The following is a 13,818-nucleotide window of genomic DNA, read 5'->3' on the forward strand; positions in this document are numbered from 1 at the left end:
GGCGTACGCCTTAAAAGTAAAGGGCAAACGCCCTGACTTTCCATTTTGTCCAGCGGCAGGCACAACATGCTGTCATGCCTGCCTGACCGGCTATTTGTCCTGCAAACGCAGCATCAGCACGGCCGCGCGCTTGGCCTGAGAGGACAGTGTGGTCATATCGGCGGCTTCATTGACCGTATGGCCGGCGGTGCCTCCCATGCCAAGACCATCCAGCGCCATCTGAACATACCCGGCAGTAAATGACACATCGGCGGCACCAGCGTTAAGCGGGTTGACCGGGCCAACCCTGCCAAATCCCAAATCATCACTGACGGCACTATACATGGTCAGCAGGGTTTTGTTGCCTTCAGACGGGCCCATTGGCGGGTAACCCTCGTCAAAGGTAATGGTGGCACTGGTCTGCGGTAAATGCTGGCTGACAATCTGGGTCATTTTGGCTTTCACTCTTGCCAGTTGCTGCGCGGAAACGGCGCGAATGTCACCGGTAGCAATCGCGGTTTCCGCGACCACATTGTCCTTGCCAAACGTGGTGCCGCTGTTATTGGCTACATCATGACTGACGGTGGTGCCACCCATTATTTTACCGGGGTTGAAAGTCAGTAAGTCTTCACTTCTAAGCTCCAGATAAAAGGTGTGAAGAATACGGGAAAGCTCGTAAATAGCACCGGCGCCCACCTTTGGCTGAAATACCTGTGATGAGTGGGACGGTACGCCGGTCGCTGTCAGTGTCCAGCCAATCGAGCCGCGACGGGATACGTTCGCCGTTGCCGGATTACCGTCGCCATTTTCGAATCCCAGGGCAATGTCTGCCCATTTTGCCGCGTCAACCAGCGCCTGCTTGGACGCAGACAGCGGCTCGCCGCTCAGCTCCTCATCGCCGGTCATCACTACTTTAACGTTCATACCAGAAAGATGCCCACTGTGATGAAGGGCCCGTAATGCCTGCAGCAGAATAATATTGCCGCCTTTCATGTCAGCGATACCCGGCCCGCGGGCCATTTTGTCGTCAAGGCGTGTGAAGGTCTGAAACGGGCTGTCCGGTTCAAAGACCGTATCCAGATGACCAATCAGCAGAATGTTGGGACCGCTGCCGCCCTCATGCTCCGCAATCAGGTGACCAGCACGGTTAAACGCAGCACCATCCTCAAACCAGGCGTTGAAGCCGATGGCCTCAAAGTAAGGGATCAACTGCTCTCCTACCGCTTTGACGCCGGCAAAGTTCATGGTGCCACTGTTTATGTTCACCGACTTTTCCAGCAGCGCTTCGGCTTCCTTATGGTTAGCATCAATATATGCAACCACCTCTTTTTCTGCTGGCGAGAGGGCGGCAAATGCCCACTGAGCGTATACGCCCAGCAGCAATAGACATGCTGTTTTTTTCATACTGGCGACGACCTTATCTGATCTGTAAATCTGTTTACTGACTGTATGTGCAACCGAATTTAAGTGCAAACTGAATACGACAGAGCGACCGCTCACGCTGATTAACCGGTGTGATCAGTCAAGCAGTCCCCGTCGCAGCTTTTCACGTACTGATGTTGCTGCCTGTAACGGCCAGCTGTGCCGGATAGGATAGGTGACGCCCGATGGGGCAGACACCGACTCAAACAGGTGAAAGGCATGGGCTGACACCATGCAGTCAGGCGGATAAAGCGGTGGTGGTAACGTGACGCCGGCCTTTCTGATAAGCGTAACATGCGGCCGGTACTCACGCCCTTCCACCTCTATACCTGCCTGACGGGCGGCTTTTCGGCTGTCACGCGCCAGTTGCATCAGCGCCGGCGGAGGGGACGTCGGCGCCGCAAACAGGATTTTCGGGCCGTTCCAGATGCCGGTGGTATCCAGCGTCAGCGCAAAGGGCTCACATGCCACGTTGTCCAGCGCAGCGATGACCTGTTCATGCTGCGATGGTGTTATGTGGCCGAGAAAACACAGCGTAATGTGATAGTTGGCAGCGGGTATGGCGTAGGGGGTTGCGGGCCCCTGAGGTTGTGAGCCACGACGCTGTTTGCGCCGGCCAGGTGACAATTCACTACCCTCTGTCACGCGCGGCAGGACTTCAGGCAGCGCCTGCTGTCGCCAGCTATCCAGCGATAACTTTTCGGTAGGGGACAAATCCAGCCCTATAAAACATCGCATACAGTATGTTGCCTCTCATTCTCGCAGCGAGTTGTACCTGCTGATTGCACTGCAGGGGTTCAAGTATAACGCTAATCAGACGCGCGTGTTGATACCATCGTTTTGACAAACTTCATTCAGTTACTATGGTTAATAGGACCTACTTAGTTTTCAAGGAAAGAAAAATGAAAAGAACCATTGGTTACGTTGTATCTCTGCTTTCACTTTTAGCAGTGGCTCCCATCACCTACGCATTGTCTGACAAAGCCCCGCCTGAACCGCCGTCATTCGATATTGAAGTCATCGAAATTACCGGTGAACGCCCGGTGAAATTTTTCTACGATATTCGTATGGCCAAAGCAGAACACTTTATTCAGACCTTTAATAAATATGTTGAAGATAAGGATCTGGCGTTTGAGTGCGAGCGCGTCATCCGTACAGGTACCCGAATTAGAAAAACCGTGTGTCTGTCGGCATTTACCTGGCGGCTCTATGAGGAAATGATGAAAACACTCAGAGCCGCGGCGAATGGATTGAATGATCCTACCATCCTTAATTCCAATTCGCTTGCCAGTGCCCAAGGGCGGGAATATCAGGAGCGTAAGCGGGATCTGTACAAAGCGGCTTATGAAATGATTAACAATAATACCGAGATGGCCAGGGCGTTCTATGAGTATGAGCTTGCAGAAGCACAATACAAACAGGCCCACGTGCTAAAACATGGCGACATGAGTAAATTTGCCAGCAATCAATAACCTGCCGCTATAAACATCCGCACTGTGCCCGTTTAGGGGGCAGTGCGGTGTGTCTTTCACTGATACTTTTCTTTTTGTTCCCGGCACAGTAATGTGACCAGTTACGGATTGCTTGCGTCTGATGTCGCTGCACTACTTGGAGTATTGTCACATTAAATGGCTTTGGTTAGGTATTTTTACCGCGGTATTTATCTGGTCCGGGGTTAATCCCAGGGACTACTTCACCTGGTTTTTGGAAGTGCTGCCGGCAGTTGCAGGCCTTGCGCTGCTGGCGGCCACATACCGGACATTCCGTCTTACGCCACTGCTTTACGTGTTTATCCTGCTTCACTGCATCGTTCTGATGGTAGGTGGCCACTATACCTACGCTGAAGTGCCGCTGTTTGACGGGCTGTGGGGGGCAGAGCGAAATAACTACGATAAGGTCGGCCACTTTTTTCAGGGCTTTGTGCCGGCGCTGCTGGCCAGAGAAATTCTGATCCGCAAGCACGTCATCAATGGTCAGGTATGGAGAAATGTGATGATTGTGTCGGTCTGCCTTGCGTTTAGTGCATTTTACGAACTGATCGAATGGTGGGTCGCACTGGCAACCGGTGAAGACGCCGAGGCGTTTTTGGGGACGCAGGGTTACATGTGGGACACGCAATCGGATATGGCGCTGGCGCTCATTGGCGCTATCTCCGCCCTGATTGTGTTATCAAAAGTGCATGACGGCCAGCTGAGCCGACTGGCAAAAGCAGGCGACTAAAATACCGATGGATGTCATTACCGATACGACGTTATGGGAACTGGTTAAGCACCTGAAGCAGTGGCTGCTGAACCTGCGTCGTGCTAACGCTAAAAGAAAAGCTCAGTCCGTGCAGGCACTGCGCACAGTCATCATTGCGGCTCGCCAAACCAGTGCCTATGTCCGGCAAGTGAAAGAGGCAGGCAGGGTATCACACGACACCGAGGGGAAGCTGGCTGCTGAATGGACGCGCCTTGGCTTCGAACTCCAGGATCTCGGGTTAACCAAACTGGCAAAGCGCTGTGACATCAATGGCCGTTACTGGGCGAATCCTGCACAGTTTGACGACGCCTACCTGCACAAAGCTGACATTGGACTGGAACGCATGGAGCTGCTTGCCAGACAAATGGTCGCGGAAGTCGAACGCTAGCGTCTGAATCAGAAAAGCTGCCACGCCCTCTGGGGTTCACTGGCTTAAATCAGGTAAACTGTACCAATCTTTTTTCCTGATGATGTCATTACGCCACTGCATGTCTGAATTGTTGTCACACCTTCCCGCCGCATCACTGATCCCTGACCTGTCGCAGGCTGTGAAATCCGGTAACGTGATCATTGGTGCTCCGCCCGGCGCAGGAAAGTCGACGGCATTACCGCTGGCGCTGCTTGATGTGTTGCCCGGCAAAATACTGCTGATGCAGCCGCGCCGGGTTGTGGTGCGCAATCTTGCTGGTTATCTGGCGTCATTGCGGGGAGAGCAGGTGGGGCAGACTGTCGGCTACCGCATTCGTGGAGAAGCGAAAGTCAGTCGGGATACCCGCCTTGAAATCATCACCGAAGGCATACTGGCCAGGCTGATTCAGCAGGACCCGGAACTGACCGGGATCAGTGCCATTGTGTTTGATGAATTTCATGAGCGCAGTATTCACAGTGACTTCGGACTTGCGCTGGCACTCGATACTCAGCAGGCACTGCGCGATGATCTGCGCCTGATTATCATGTCTGCAACGCTTGACCTTGAGGCAGTGAAAGCACTGATGCCAGGTGCCCGTGTGCTGACGACCGAAGGGCGCAGCTTTCCTGTCACCGTGCATTACACCGGAGACGTACCTGCCGGACAGGTGCCCGAAAAAGTGGCGTCGGTGGTGAAGTATGTGATTGCAACACATGAGGGCGATGTGCTGGTGTTTCTCCCTGGCAGAGGAATGATCAGTCAGGCAGACAGGCTTATCAGTACCTTTGTCGCAAAGACAGATCTGGCGGTGCATCATTTGTACGGGGCGTTGTCGGCAGACAAGCAGGATGCGGCAATACGGCCGGATCCTGACGGGCGCAGAAAAATCATTCTTGCCACCAATATTGCAGAAACCAGTCTGACCATCGAAGGGATCCATGTGGTGATAGACAGTGGACTGGAAAATCACGCCCGGTTTTACCCGGTTACCGGCATGACATCGTTGACGCAGCAGCGTATATCCCAGGCATCCGCCACACAACGTACCGGACGTGCAGGACGGGTCAGTGAAGGACATTGTTACCGGTTGTGGTCACAGGAAGGGCACGACAGACTAGCCGCCTATACGCCGCCACAAATCCTTACCGAGGACATTTCACCGCTACTGCTGGATAGTCTGGCCTGGGGCTGTGAACTCTCTGAGCTGGCCTTGCTGACGCAACCCGAGCCGGTGCAGATTGAGGTGGCCTGGCAAATGCTGCGGCAGCTTGGTGCAGTCAGTGAAGACAACCGGTTAACCCAGCATGGCAGGGACATCGCAGCCATGCCATGCCATCCCCGACTGGCGGCCATGTTGCTCGCCGTGGCACGGTTAAAAAATCCGGACTACCAGCTGGCCGCGCCATTTATTGTTGCGCTGGCAGAAGAGAGTATCCGCACCGGTACCCACATCCTTATCAGTGACGCGATTAAGCACCTCGACAGCGCACAGCGCTCACGCCTGGTATTTCAGGCGTCACGATTTGCCCGGTATGTGGGTATTGACAGGCACGCGCTCAAACCTGAAACGCTTTCTTCAGACGCGCTGGCCGCCTGCACGGCACTGGCGTATCCGGATCGGGTTGCCTATCGCCGTGGCAATGGTTATAAGCTGGCCGTTGGGCGTGGCGCCACTGCCGCGCTTAGCACGCCGCCACAATGGCTGGCAGTACTCAGCGGACAGCAGCTGGGGGAGGATATTCTGATACGGCTGGCTGAGCCTGTCGACCAGCGCACGCTGACATCGCTCTTTCCCGACGCATTCAGTGCCCGTGATGTGGTGCGTTACAATCCCGAACGGCAGGCAATGGAAGCCCGTCGGGTTACCGGCTTCGGTGAGATTGATATTACCGCTGAGCCGGTCAGTGTGGTAGATGATGACAGTGTGGCCCGGGCCTGGTTTACGTTACTGACGACACGGCCGGCATCAGCCTGGCCGCTGGGAGCTGCTGCCTGGCAATGGTGGTTAAGGGTGACGCTTGCGGCGCAATACCAGCTTACAACCAGCAAGGGTGAAGACATTGACTGGCCCCGGTCGTTAGACGGGCTGTTGCTATCGTTGCGTGCGTCATTAATGCCGCTGCTTGGAAAGTGCCGCAAGTGGCGCGATCTTGAAACGCTGCCGTGGCTGAATCTGCTGAGTCAGGCACTCCCCTGGCCGGCGCAGCAGACGCTGACAGACATGTTGCCGGACTCGATTACCATCCCTACCGGCCGCAGCGTACCGCTGACCTATCAGGAGCATGGGCCGGTCACCCTGTCAGTAAAAATGCAGGAAATGTATGGGCTGAACAGTCCGGTAACGCTGGCAAACGGCCGCATTGCAGTGGCTATTGAGCTGTTGTCTCCGGCTGGCCGCCCGTTACAGACCACCTCAGATCTGCCGCGTTTCTGGGCAGGGAGTTACCGGGAGATCCAAAAAGAAATGAAGGGGCGATACCCGAAACACTTCTGGCCGGATGATCCGGCAACCGCGACGCCCACGACGCGTACAAAAAAGAACATGTAATGGATGCTGAAGTCGGGCCCCCGGGGGTGGGGGGCGGCGTGAAGTAACAAGCCGATACCATCCCCCTCGCCAACAGGGCCAGTTCGTTAACTGGATGAGGACGGGCTGAGCGTGACCCCGACATTTTCCATCAGAGCCAGACCAGGAAAGCCGTCGGCAACCATGTCGTTGGCCATCTGATAGGCGCGAATTCCCTGACGGGTTGCAGGGCCGATGATGCCGTCTGCAACACCAACGTCGTACCCCAGGGCATTAAGCCGGTTTTGCAGCGCAATAATATCGTTACGACTGTACGCCGGCAGGTCAGGCAGCGGTGCGTGCAGGCCTGCGGCACCCGCAATCCGGTCAGCCAGATGACCGACTGAAATGGCGTAAAACTCAGAGTTGTTCCAGCGCATGATCACGCGGAAATTATGATAAGCAAGAAACGCGGGTCCGTTATGCCCGGCAGGAACCAGCACATAACCTTCAATATCGGCGTTACCCAGCGCCTCCCCACTGGCTTTCTTTACTCCCAGTGCGTTCCATTCGGTGACCGTGCGTCGCTGCGCATACCCTGATAACCGATAATCAAACTGCTCAGGCAGGATAATTTCACGGCCCCAGCGAAAGCCCGGCTTCCAGCCCAGCCCGGCAAGAAAATTGGCCGCCGATGACAGGGCATCAGGCTCACTGTCCCACAGGTTAATGTTGCCGTCGCCGTCACCATCAATCGCATAATGAGCATACGCAGAGGGCATAAACTGCGTGTGTCCCATCGCACCTGCCCATGAGCCAATCATCGCATCCTGTGGCAGGGATTCACGGATCAGCAATTCGATGGCAACCAGCAGTTCATCAGTAAAATAAGCGCTACGACGCTCATCGCATGCCAGTGTCGCCAGCGAGTCAAGCACCGGCATTTTCCCTTTATAGGCACCAAAATTGGTCTCCAGCCCCCAGAATGCCAGCAGGTAGTGTGGTGGAATACCGAACCTGTCATTCAAAGCGTTGAGCAGTTCACGGTGTTTTTCATACATCGCCTGGCCTTTTTGTACCCGCCAGTCGGTTACCCGTTTGCTGAAATACCCGGGAAAGGTTTGTACAAACTCTGGCTGGCTGCGGTCGAGCTCAATCACACGGGGCTGATAGCGCAGGCGACTGATGACGTCAGTGGCTGTCTGCTCATCAATACCTTTTTCTACCGCCTGTTGGGTCAGTCGGGTTTTACATTGTTCGAAATTGTCGGCCGAGGCATGAAACGATGACAGCAACAGGCCACAGGTCACTGAAGAGAGAAAAAAAGAACGAAAAAATATCATGATAATAAAGACTCTGGTTGCCGAAAGACCATGCTAACGCATCGGCGCTTCATGTGGCGAGAAAATTTCAACGGCAATCCGGTGTTCGGTCCAGTGGTTGAAATATGCGCAGTTGATGCGGCTTTGCCTGGTCCGACACTGGCAATTACGCAACGAAACCCGCAAAATCAGAGCAATTCCTCAGTGACATGGCGACGGCGTGGCAAACAAAAATAGTAAAGCGAAGAAAAAGACCGGATTTAGCTGGTGGCGCCTTTTGGGCAAGCTTTTTCTTGTGGGCGGCATTGTTTTGCTGGCCTACATGTTTTATCTGGACGCACAAATAAAACACGCTTTTACCGGCAACAAATGGGAAGTGCCCGCGCAAATTTATGCCCGCCCTATGGTGCTCTTAAAGGGCCTGGAAATCACCCCGAAAGAAGTGCTTGATGAACTGGATTTGCTGGGTTACCGACGGGTAAACCGTGCTGACAGCAGCGGTGAGTTCAGCTATCAGCCAGGCGTATTAACAGTGCAGCGCCGGGCGTTCCAGTTCCCCGACGGACGCGAACCGCTGCGCCATCTGGAGATACGCTGGAGCAATGATCGAATAAGTTCGATTCAGGACCACTCGCAGGCTCAGTCCGTTGGTGAAATCAGACTGGAACCCTGGCTGGTAACGCGTATGGTCAGCAGCAGCCGGGAAGACCGCATGCTCGTATCTCTTGATACGGTGCCTGCCATGTTGCCGAAAGCGCTGACGCTGGTGGAAGACCGCGACTTTTATGACCACCACGGGGTGGCGCCGCTATCCATCATCCGTGCCCTGATGGCAAATATTGCGGCAGGCCGCACCGTGCAGGGCGGCAGCACGCTTACCCAGCAGTTGGTAAAAAACATGTTTCTGTCGCGCGAGCGCTCACTGGTGCGAAAAGCGAAAGAAGCGCTGATGGCAATCATTATTGATGCCCGCTACAGCAAAAGTGAGATCCTGCAGGCATACCTGAACGAAGTATTTCTTGGCCAGAATGGTGACATGGCTGTGCATGGCTTCGGGCTGGCCAGTTACTTTTATTTTGACCGGCCCGCTAATGAACTTAACACACCGGAAATTGCCACGCTGGTGGCCATGATCAAAGGCCCGTCATACTACAATCCGCGGCGTTATCCGGAACGTGTTAAAGAGCGGCGTGACCTGGTGCTGCGGTTGTTATTTGAAGAAAACGACATTGGCCGTGATGAGTATGAACAGTACATCAATCAGCCGCTGAATCTGGCCAGCGGGGCCAGTCTTGCCAGCGGTAAGCATCCGGCCTTTATGGATCAGGTTCGCCGTGAGCTGCAGGAAATTCTGGCCGATCCGTCATTGCGGGATTCAGGAGTGCGGGTGTTTACTACGCTGGATATCGTTGCCCAGCGCCGCGCCGAGGCTGCACTATCGCAAACCCTCGACGGCCTGCAGTCAGACCGGGAAGTGCCACTTCAGGGGGCTATGGTGATTACTGATATTGCCAGTGGCGAAGTTCGGGCTATTGTGGGCGGGCGTGATTACACGTTCAAAGGGTTTAACCGTGCGCTGGATGCGCGCCGTCAGGTGGGCTCGCTGATAAAGCCGGCGGTGTACCTGACCGCATTACAGGATCCGGTAAGTTATAACCTGGCGACGCCGCTGGCGGATAAACCGATTACCTTAAAAAGTACCGGCGGGAAATTGTGGTCACCACAGAACGCCGACAAAACGTTCCGTGGTCAGGTGCCGTTGATTGAGGCGCTGACCCATTCGCTGAACGTACCGACGGTGAACCTGGGCATGGCGCTGGGGCTGGAGAATATTGCTGAAACCCTGCATGCGCTGGGGATCCAATCTGATATTCCGACCGTGCCGTCAATGACGCTGGGGGCCTTGTCGCTGACCCCGTTTGACGTCAATCAGATGTACCAGACGATGTCTAACGAAGGCCGCTATATTCCGCTTCATACGGTGACGGATGTGACTACGTCCAACAACAACCTGTTATGGAAAAAAGCAGAGTTCTTCTCTGAGCGGGCAGACCCGGCCGCGACATACCTGCTCAACTATGCCCTCTATAAGGTAACGCGTGAGGGCACGGCAAAACGTGTTGGCGCTACCTTCCCTTCGGTTAACATGGGCGGGAAAACCGGCACTACCGATGATTACCGGGACAGCTGGTTCAGTGGTTTTGACCGCAATAATGTGATCACAGTCTGGGTCGGCAATGATGACAACCAGCCGGTTAACCTCACCGGTGCCGGAGGAGGGCTCCCGGTGTTTATTAATTATCAGAAGTCACAGTCACCGAAGTCGCTGTCACGCCGGTTCCCGGAGGGACTCGGGATTGCGCATTTTGTTCCGGCGAACGGACGTGTGGTTCAGGCTGGCTGTCCGGGCAGTCTGAGTGTTCCTGCCATTTTGGATGTGCTACCGCCCCCGGCCAGTACCTGCGGACGTAATACTCCAACACCGAATACGCCTGAAAAGGCAAAGAAAAAGAGCTGGTGGGAAAGGTTGTTTGGCAATTAAAAAGCCCCTCAGAAGAGCAATGGCAGATCACTAAAAACGTTGTCGATGCGAATTAAGTGATGTAGACCTGTCATCTTTCTCCTGAGGGGAAGGCCCTATGGGAGCAAGGTTGGAAACCGTCTTTGCAGCACAACACGCAGCGTGCTGACAATCAGTGCACTGGCCACGAACGACAAGACCGGGCCGAATGCGAGAATAAGCAGTGCTAAGGGCGACAACATGGCGACACCTTATGCGTCGTTGTTATCTACAATGGTGCGGGTCACTTGTTTGCCCGCGACATCAGCAACCAGGGCGGCGTTATCGGCCTCATCCATCTGGCTTGACTCCATGACATCGAAGCTGACATCCAGCATCAGTGACTGCTTCGTAGCCGAAGCGGCGTTAAGCACCATGTTATCAACATCTTTTGACAGCGCCGCTTCCGGCTTGTCACCGGCAAAAGCAACCGCGGTAAATGCAACGCTCAGTACCAGTGCAGTTAAAGTGTGACGAAAAACTCGCATAATAATCTCCTGAAAATCGTTTAAAACTGCACTTGTGAATACTGCGTGGCAGTTATCAGTTAAGTCGTGATAAAGACAAAGAAGGTTTAGCGAGACGCGTGCCAGTATGAAATTATTTTTTATCTTATTGAATTGTAATGAATTATTTTTATTTCAAGTGCGGTGTGGCGAGAAGGAGAATGATGGGGTGATTAAAAAGTGGTGAAAAGCGCAAGCGGGTTGGTCATATTGACCAACCCGCTGGGCAGATTAGTGACGACGCATCCGCTGAATCAGCGTGACAGCACCCACCAGCAGACTACCGGCGATGAATCCGAGCGCGGCGTCAGCAAGCAGTGACAGCATCAGGCTGTCACTGGCGAACGCCAGCAGGTGATGAATCACAGGAATATTGTGAGACAGCAGGCCGCCCCCGACCAGAAACATCGCAATGGTGCCGGCCAGCGCCAGTATCTTCATTAATGCCGGTGCAGCAACCAGCAGGCTGCGTCCCATTACGCGCAACACTGGCTTGCCGCCTCCGTTTACCGACGCACGTAACAGATACAGGCCTGCGTCGTCCATTTTCACCAGTGCCGCAACCAGGCCATAAACGCCAATGGTAAACAGCACGCTGATTGCGCTTAACACGCCAACCTGGGTCATCAGCGTCATATCGGCCACCGTGCCCAGGGCAATCACGATAATTTCGGCGCTCAGAATAAAATCCGTGCGGATAGCGCCTTTGATTTTTTGCTGCTCCATCGCAACGATGTCGACCTTGTCATCTGCGAGCTCAGCCAGTTTCTTTTGTTTTTCTTCCTCGGTGTGATGCGGCAAAAAGCGGTGCAGCACTTTTTCTGCTCCTTCGAAACACAGATACAGGCCGCCCAATACCAGCAGTACTACAATCATCACCGGCAGTAGTGCCGTGATGGCCAATGCCGAGGGCACCAGAATCAGTTTATTCAGGAATGAGCCTTTCGCGACCGCCCAGACAACCGGGAGTTCGCGTTCGGCACTGACGCCTCTGACCTGATCGGCGTTCAGTGCCAGGTCGTCACCCAGCACACCGGCAGTTTTCTTTGTGGCAACTTTCGACATGGTGGCAATGTCGTCCATCATCATGGCGATATCGTCGAGTAAGGCAAGAAGGTTGGCGGCTGCCATGTTACTAATCCCGTATTCAAAAAAAGAACCGTCAGAATACGCGCTGATAGCGTGTGAACGCAAACGGGGATGCAGGTTTATCTGACGGGTGTTTTCTGGTATTGCTGGCAGTATCAATGGCGTTTTCACTTAATAAGGTATAACCATGAGCACAATTAGCTGGGACGACTTCACCAAAATAGACATGCGGGCGGGCACCATTATCGATGTCCAGCCGTTTCCAGAGGCACGCAGACCTGCGTATAAGCTGGTTGTCGACTTTGGCGATGAAATCGGTATCCGGAAATCCAGTGCGCAGATCACCGATCTCTATTCCATGGAGGAGCTGATTGGGCGGCAAATCCTTGGCGTGGTCAACTTCCCGCGAAAACAGATTGGGCCGTTCATGTCGGAATGTCTGGTGACCGGCTTTTACAATAAAGACAACCACGTGGTGCTGCTCAGCCCTGACCAGCCTGTGCATAACGGTGCGCGGCTGGGCTGATACAGTCGGTATTGATTCACATACCTGAGTATCATCTTTGGGATTTATCTGCATACGGAATCGACGTTTAATGGCGCCGTACCATGTTGATAACCACTAAAGAGTATTTAACCATGTTGAAAATTGTTAAAACTTCACTGATTGTAACCGCGGCATCTTTTGCTTTCTCTTCAACTGCAAGTGCAGACGTTAACGAAGCACTGGCAAATATCTGTACTATCGTTCAGGCAGATGACAAAGGCGAGCTTCGCAAAAAGCTGCGTGCGGTAGAATCTGATTACCGTCTTAAGCTGCACGACTACTACTCAGCGATTTCTTGCGGTGGCGACAGCCTTATCCGCACTGCGATTAAGAACAACGCAGTAGAAGCAGGCACACTGCTGGTTAAGAAAATGCCAAGCCGTGACCTGGAAACAGCAGAAGCTGACGGAAAAACACTTCAGGCATGGATTGCTGAACAGGGCCTGGAATCAAGCCCGATTGCGGCGGAGCTAAGCTCACGCATCTAAGGCCAGGGCCTTACAGCAACACCATGTGACCATTTCAACATGGTAGTGGAGACACCTCCACATCGTAGCCCCGCAAGGGGCTACACCTTTTTTGGGCGCCTGAAAATCTGGCCCCGATCTGCAGCGTCCTCGTTCTCTTCCTGGTTTGCCAGCCACTTGTACATCACTAACGCGTCAATATAGCCCTGTTGCGGATGAAGAAACGCGTTGGGTAGTCTGCCCACAATATCAAAGCCCAGCGACTGCCACAGGCGAACAGCGCCGGAATTACTGGACGCTACAAAATTAAACTGCATGGCTTTGTAACCCGACTGCACGGCAACGTTCTGAGAATGAATACATAACCGGGTCGCAATGCCTTGTCCCCGTGCGGCGCCCGCCACCATGTAGCCACAGTTACAGACATGACGTCCCGGCCCCTGATGATTGGTTTTCAGGTAATAGGTACCCAGCACTTTGCCGTCCTGTTCGTAGACAAAGGTGTATTCTGGCAGCGTCAGCCACACACGCTTCCCGTCTTCATAGGTGATGTCTCGGTCAAAACCGTAGGTGGTCCCTTCACGGGCGATGCTGTGAAAGACTGGCCAGATCGCATCCCAGTCAGACTCAGTCGCTTCTCTGATGCTCATAAGGGCTCCCTGTTGTCCTAAGGTTAAATCAGGTTATCAGTTCATATACCTGAGTATCATCTTTGGGATTTATCTGCATACGGAATCGCCGTTTAATGGCGCCGTACCATGTTGATAACC

14 protein-coding genes are annotated in these 13,818 nt (G+C 53.9%); 7 read left to right on the forward strand and 7 right to left on the reverse strand.

Annotated features, from left to right (window positions below):
- Positions 1–90: 90 nt before the first annotated feature.
- Positions 91–1,383, reverse strand: a complete 1,293-nt coding sequence (locus AB1N33_RS04085) for a M20/M25/M40 family metallo-hydrolase (RefSeq protein ID WP_411270269.1) — start codon at positions 1,381–1,383, stop codon at positions 91–93.
- 114 nt (positions 1,384–1,497) lie between these two features.
- Entirely contained in the window at positions 1,498–2,139 is a 642-nt protein-coding gene (gene thpR, locus AB1N33_RS04090) for an RNA 2',3'-cyclic phosphodiesterase (RefSeq protein ID WP_411270270.1), read from the reverse strand.
- A 164-nt stretch (positions 2,140–2,303) separates the two neighbouring features.
- On the opposite strand from thpR, the gene AB1N33_RS04095 reads away from it, so the two are divergent.
- The 4 genes from AB1N33_RS04095 (at position 2,304) to hrpB (ending at position 6,599) form a co-directional block, all read left to right on the forward strand.
- Positions 2,304–2,873, forward strand: a complete 570-nt coding sequence (locus AB1N33_RS04095; RefSeq protein WP_411270271.1) for a hypothetical protein — start codon at positions 2,304–2,306, stop codon at positions 2,871–2,873.
- 151 nt (positions 2,874–3,024) lie between these two features.
- Positions 3,025–3,621 (forward strand): DUF2238 domain-containing protein, encoded by a 597-nt coding sequence (locus AB1N33_RS04100; protein WP_411270432.1) that lies wholly within the window; start codon positions 3,025–3,027, stop codon positions 3,619–3,621.
- A 7-nt stretch (positions 3,622–3,628) separates the two neighbouring features.
- A complete protein-coding gene (locus AB1N33_RS04105) occupies positions 3,629–4,030 on the forward strand; it encodes a hypothetical protein (RefSeq protein ID WP_411270272.1) in 402 nt (133 codons plus the stop codon).
- Positions 4,031–4,130: 100 nt separating this feature from the next.
- Positions 4,131–6,599 (forward strand): ATP-dependent helicase HrpB, encoded by a 2,469-nt coding sequence (hrpB, locus tag AB1N33_RS04110; protein WP_411270273.1) that lies wholly within the window; start codon positions 4,131–4,133, stop codon positions 6,597–6,599.
- 86 nt (positions 6,600–6,685) lie between these two features.
- Here the strand turns inward: hrpB and AB1N33_RS04115 are convergent, their stop codons facing one another.
- Complete coding sequence (locus AB1N33_RS04115) at positions 6,686–7,900, reverse strand: lytic murein transglycosylase (RefSeq protein ID WP_411270274.1); 1,215 nt, start codon at positions 7,898–7,900, stop codon at positions 6,686–6,688.
- Positions 7,901–8,156: 256 nt separating this feature from the next.
- Between AB1N33_RS04115 and mrcB the strand changes: the two genes are divergently transcribed.
- Positions 8,157–10,421 (forward strand): penicillin-binding protein 1B, encoded by a 2,265-nt coding sequence (mrcB, locus tag AB1N33_RS04120; RefSeq protein WP_411270433.1) that lies wholly within the window; start codon positions 8,157–8,159, stop codon positions 10,419–10,421.
- 95 nt (positions 10,422–10,516) lie between these two features.
- Here mrcB and AB1N33_RS04125 read toward each other — a convergent pair whose 3' ends face one another.
- From AB1N33_RS04125 to AB1N33_RS04135, 3 genes are all read right to left on the reverse strand, one after another.
- A complete protein-coding gene (locus AB1N33_RS04125) occupies positions 10,517–10,642 on the reverse strand; it encodes a hypothetical protein (RefSeq protein WP_411270275.1) in 126 nt (41 codons plus the stop codon).
- 9 nt (positions 10,643–10,651) lie between these two features.
- Positions 10,652–10,927, reverse strand: coding sequence for a hypothetical protein (locus AB1N33_RS04130; RefSeq protein ID WP_411270276.1), 276 nt, complete (start codon positions 10,925–10,927; stop codon positions 10,652–10,654).
- A 249-nt stretch (positions 10,928–11,176) separates the two neighbouring features.
- Positions 11,177–12,076, reverse strand: a complete 900-nt coding sequence (locus tag AB1N33_RS04135) for a DUF808 domain-containing protein (RefSeq protein WP_411270277.1) — start codon at positions 12,074–12,076, stop codon at positions 11,177–11,179.
- A 145-nt stretch (positions 12,077–12,221) separates the two neighbouring features.
- Here AB1N33_RS04135 and AB1N33_RS04140 point away from each other — a divergent pair, with 145 nt between their 5' ends.
- Both AB1N33_RS04140 and AB1N33_RS04145 read left to right on the forward strand, forming a co-directional pair.
- Entirely contained in the window at positions 12,222–12,560 is a 339-nt protein-coding gene (locus AB1N33_RS04140; protein WP_411270278.1) for a tRNA-binding protein, read from the forward strand.
- A gap of 113 nt (positions 12,561–12,673) precedes the next feature.
- Positions 12,674–13,069, forward strand: coding sequence for a DUF3718 domain-containing protein (locus AB1N33_RS04145; RefSeq protein WP_411270279.1), 396 nt, complete (start codon positions 12,674–12,676; stop codon positions 13,067–13,069).
- 80 nt (positions 13,070–13,149) lie between these two features.
- Here the strand turns inward: AB1N33_RS04145 and AB1N33_RS04150 are convergent, their stop codons facing one another.
- Complete coding sequence (locus AB1N33_RS04150) at positions 13,150–13,698, reverse strand: GNAT family N-acetyltransferase (protein WP_411270280.1); 549 nt, start codon at positions 13,696–13,698, stop codon at positions 13,150–13,152.
- Positions 13,699–13,818 lie beyond the last annotated feature (120 nt).

This window comes from Alteromonas nitratireducens, from assembly GCF_040812025.1.
Taxonomy (GTDB): Bacteria; Pseudomonadota; Gammaproteobacteria; order Enterobacterales; family Alteromonadaceae; genus Alteromonas; species Alteromonas nitratireducens.

Excerpts from the sequence above, each read along its gene's own strand:
- AB1N33_RS04085 (WP_411270269.1), bottom strand. The coding sequence starts at position 1,383 with ATGAAAAAAACAGCATGTCTATTGCTGCTGGGCGTATACGCTCAGTGG.
- thpR (WP_411270270.1), bottom strand. The coding sequence starts at position 2,139 with ATGCGATGTTTTATAGGGCTGGATTTGTCCCCTACCGAAAAGTTATCG.
- AB1N33_RS04095 (WP_411270271.1), top strand. The coding sequence starts at position 2,304 with ATGAAAAGAACCATTGGTTACGTTGTATCTCTGCTTTCACTTTTAGCA.
- AB1N33_RS04105 (WP_411270272.1), top strand. The coding sequence starts at position 3,629 with ATGGATGTCATTACCGATACGACGTTATGGGAACTGGTTAAGCACCTG.
- hrpB (WP_411270273.1), top strand. The coding sequence starts at position 4,131 with ATGTCTGAATTGTTGTCACACCTTCCCGCCGCATCACTGATCCCTGAC.
- AB1N33_RS04115 (WP_411270274.1), bottom strand. The coding sequence starts at position 7,900 with ATGATATTTTTTCGTTCTTTTTTTCTCTCTTCAGTGACCTGTGGCCTG.
- AB1N33_RS04125 (WP_411270275.1), bottom strand. The coding sequence starts at position 10,642 with ATGTTGTCGCCCTTAGCACTGCTTATTCTCGCATTCGGCCCGGTCTTG.
- AB1N33_RS04130 (WP_411270276.1), bottom strand. The coding sequence starts at position 10,927 with ATGCGAGTTTTTCGTCACACTTTAACTGCACTGGTACTGAGCGTTGCA.
- AB1N33_RS04135 (WP_411270277.1), bottom strand. The coding sequence starts at position 12,076 with ATGGCAGCCGCCAACCTTCTTGCCTTACTCGACGATATCGCCATGATG.
- AB1N33_RS04140 (WP_411270278.1), top strand. The coding sequence starts at position 12,222 with ATGAGCACAATTAGCTGGGACGACTTCACCAAAATAGACATGCGGGCG.
- AB1N33_RS04145 (WP_411270279.1), top strand. The coding sequence starts at position 12,674 with ATGTTGAAAATTGTTAAAACTTCACTGATTGTAACCGCGGCATCTTTT.
- AB1N33_RS04150 (WP_411270280.1), bottom strand. The coding sequence starts at position 13,698 with ATGAGCATCAGAGAAGCGACTGAGTCTGACTGGGATGCGATCTGGCCA.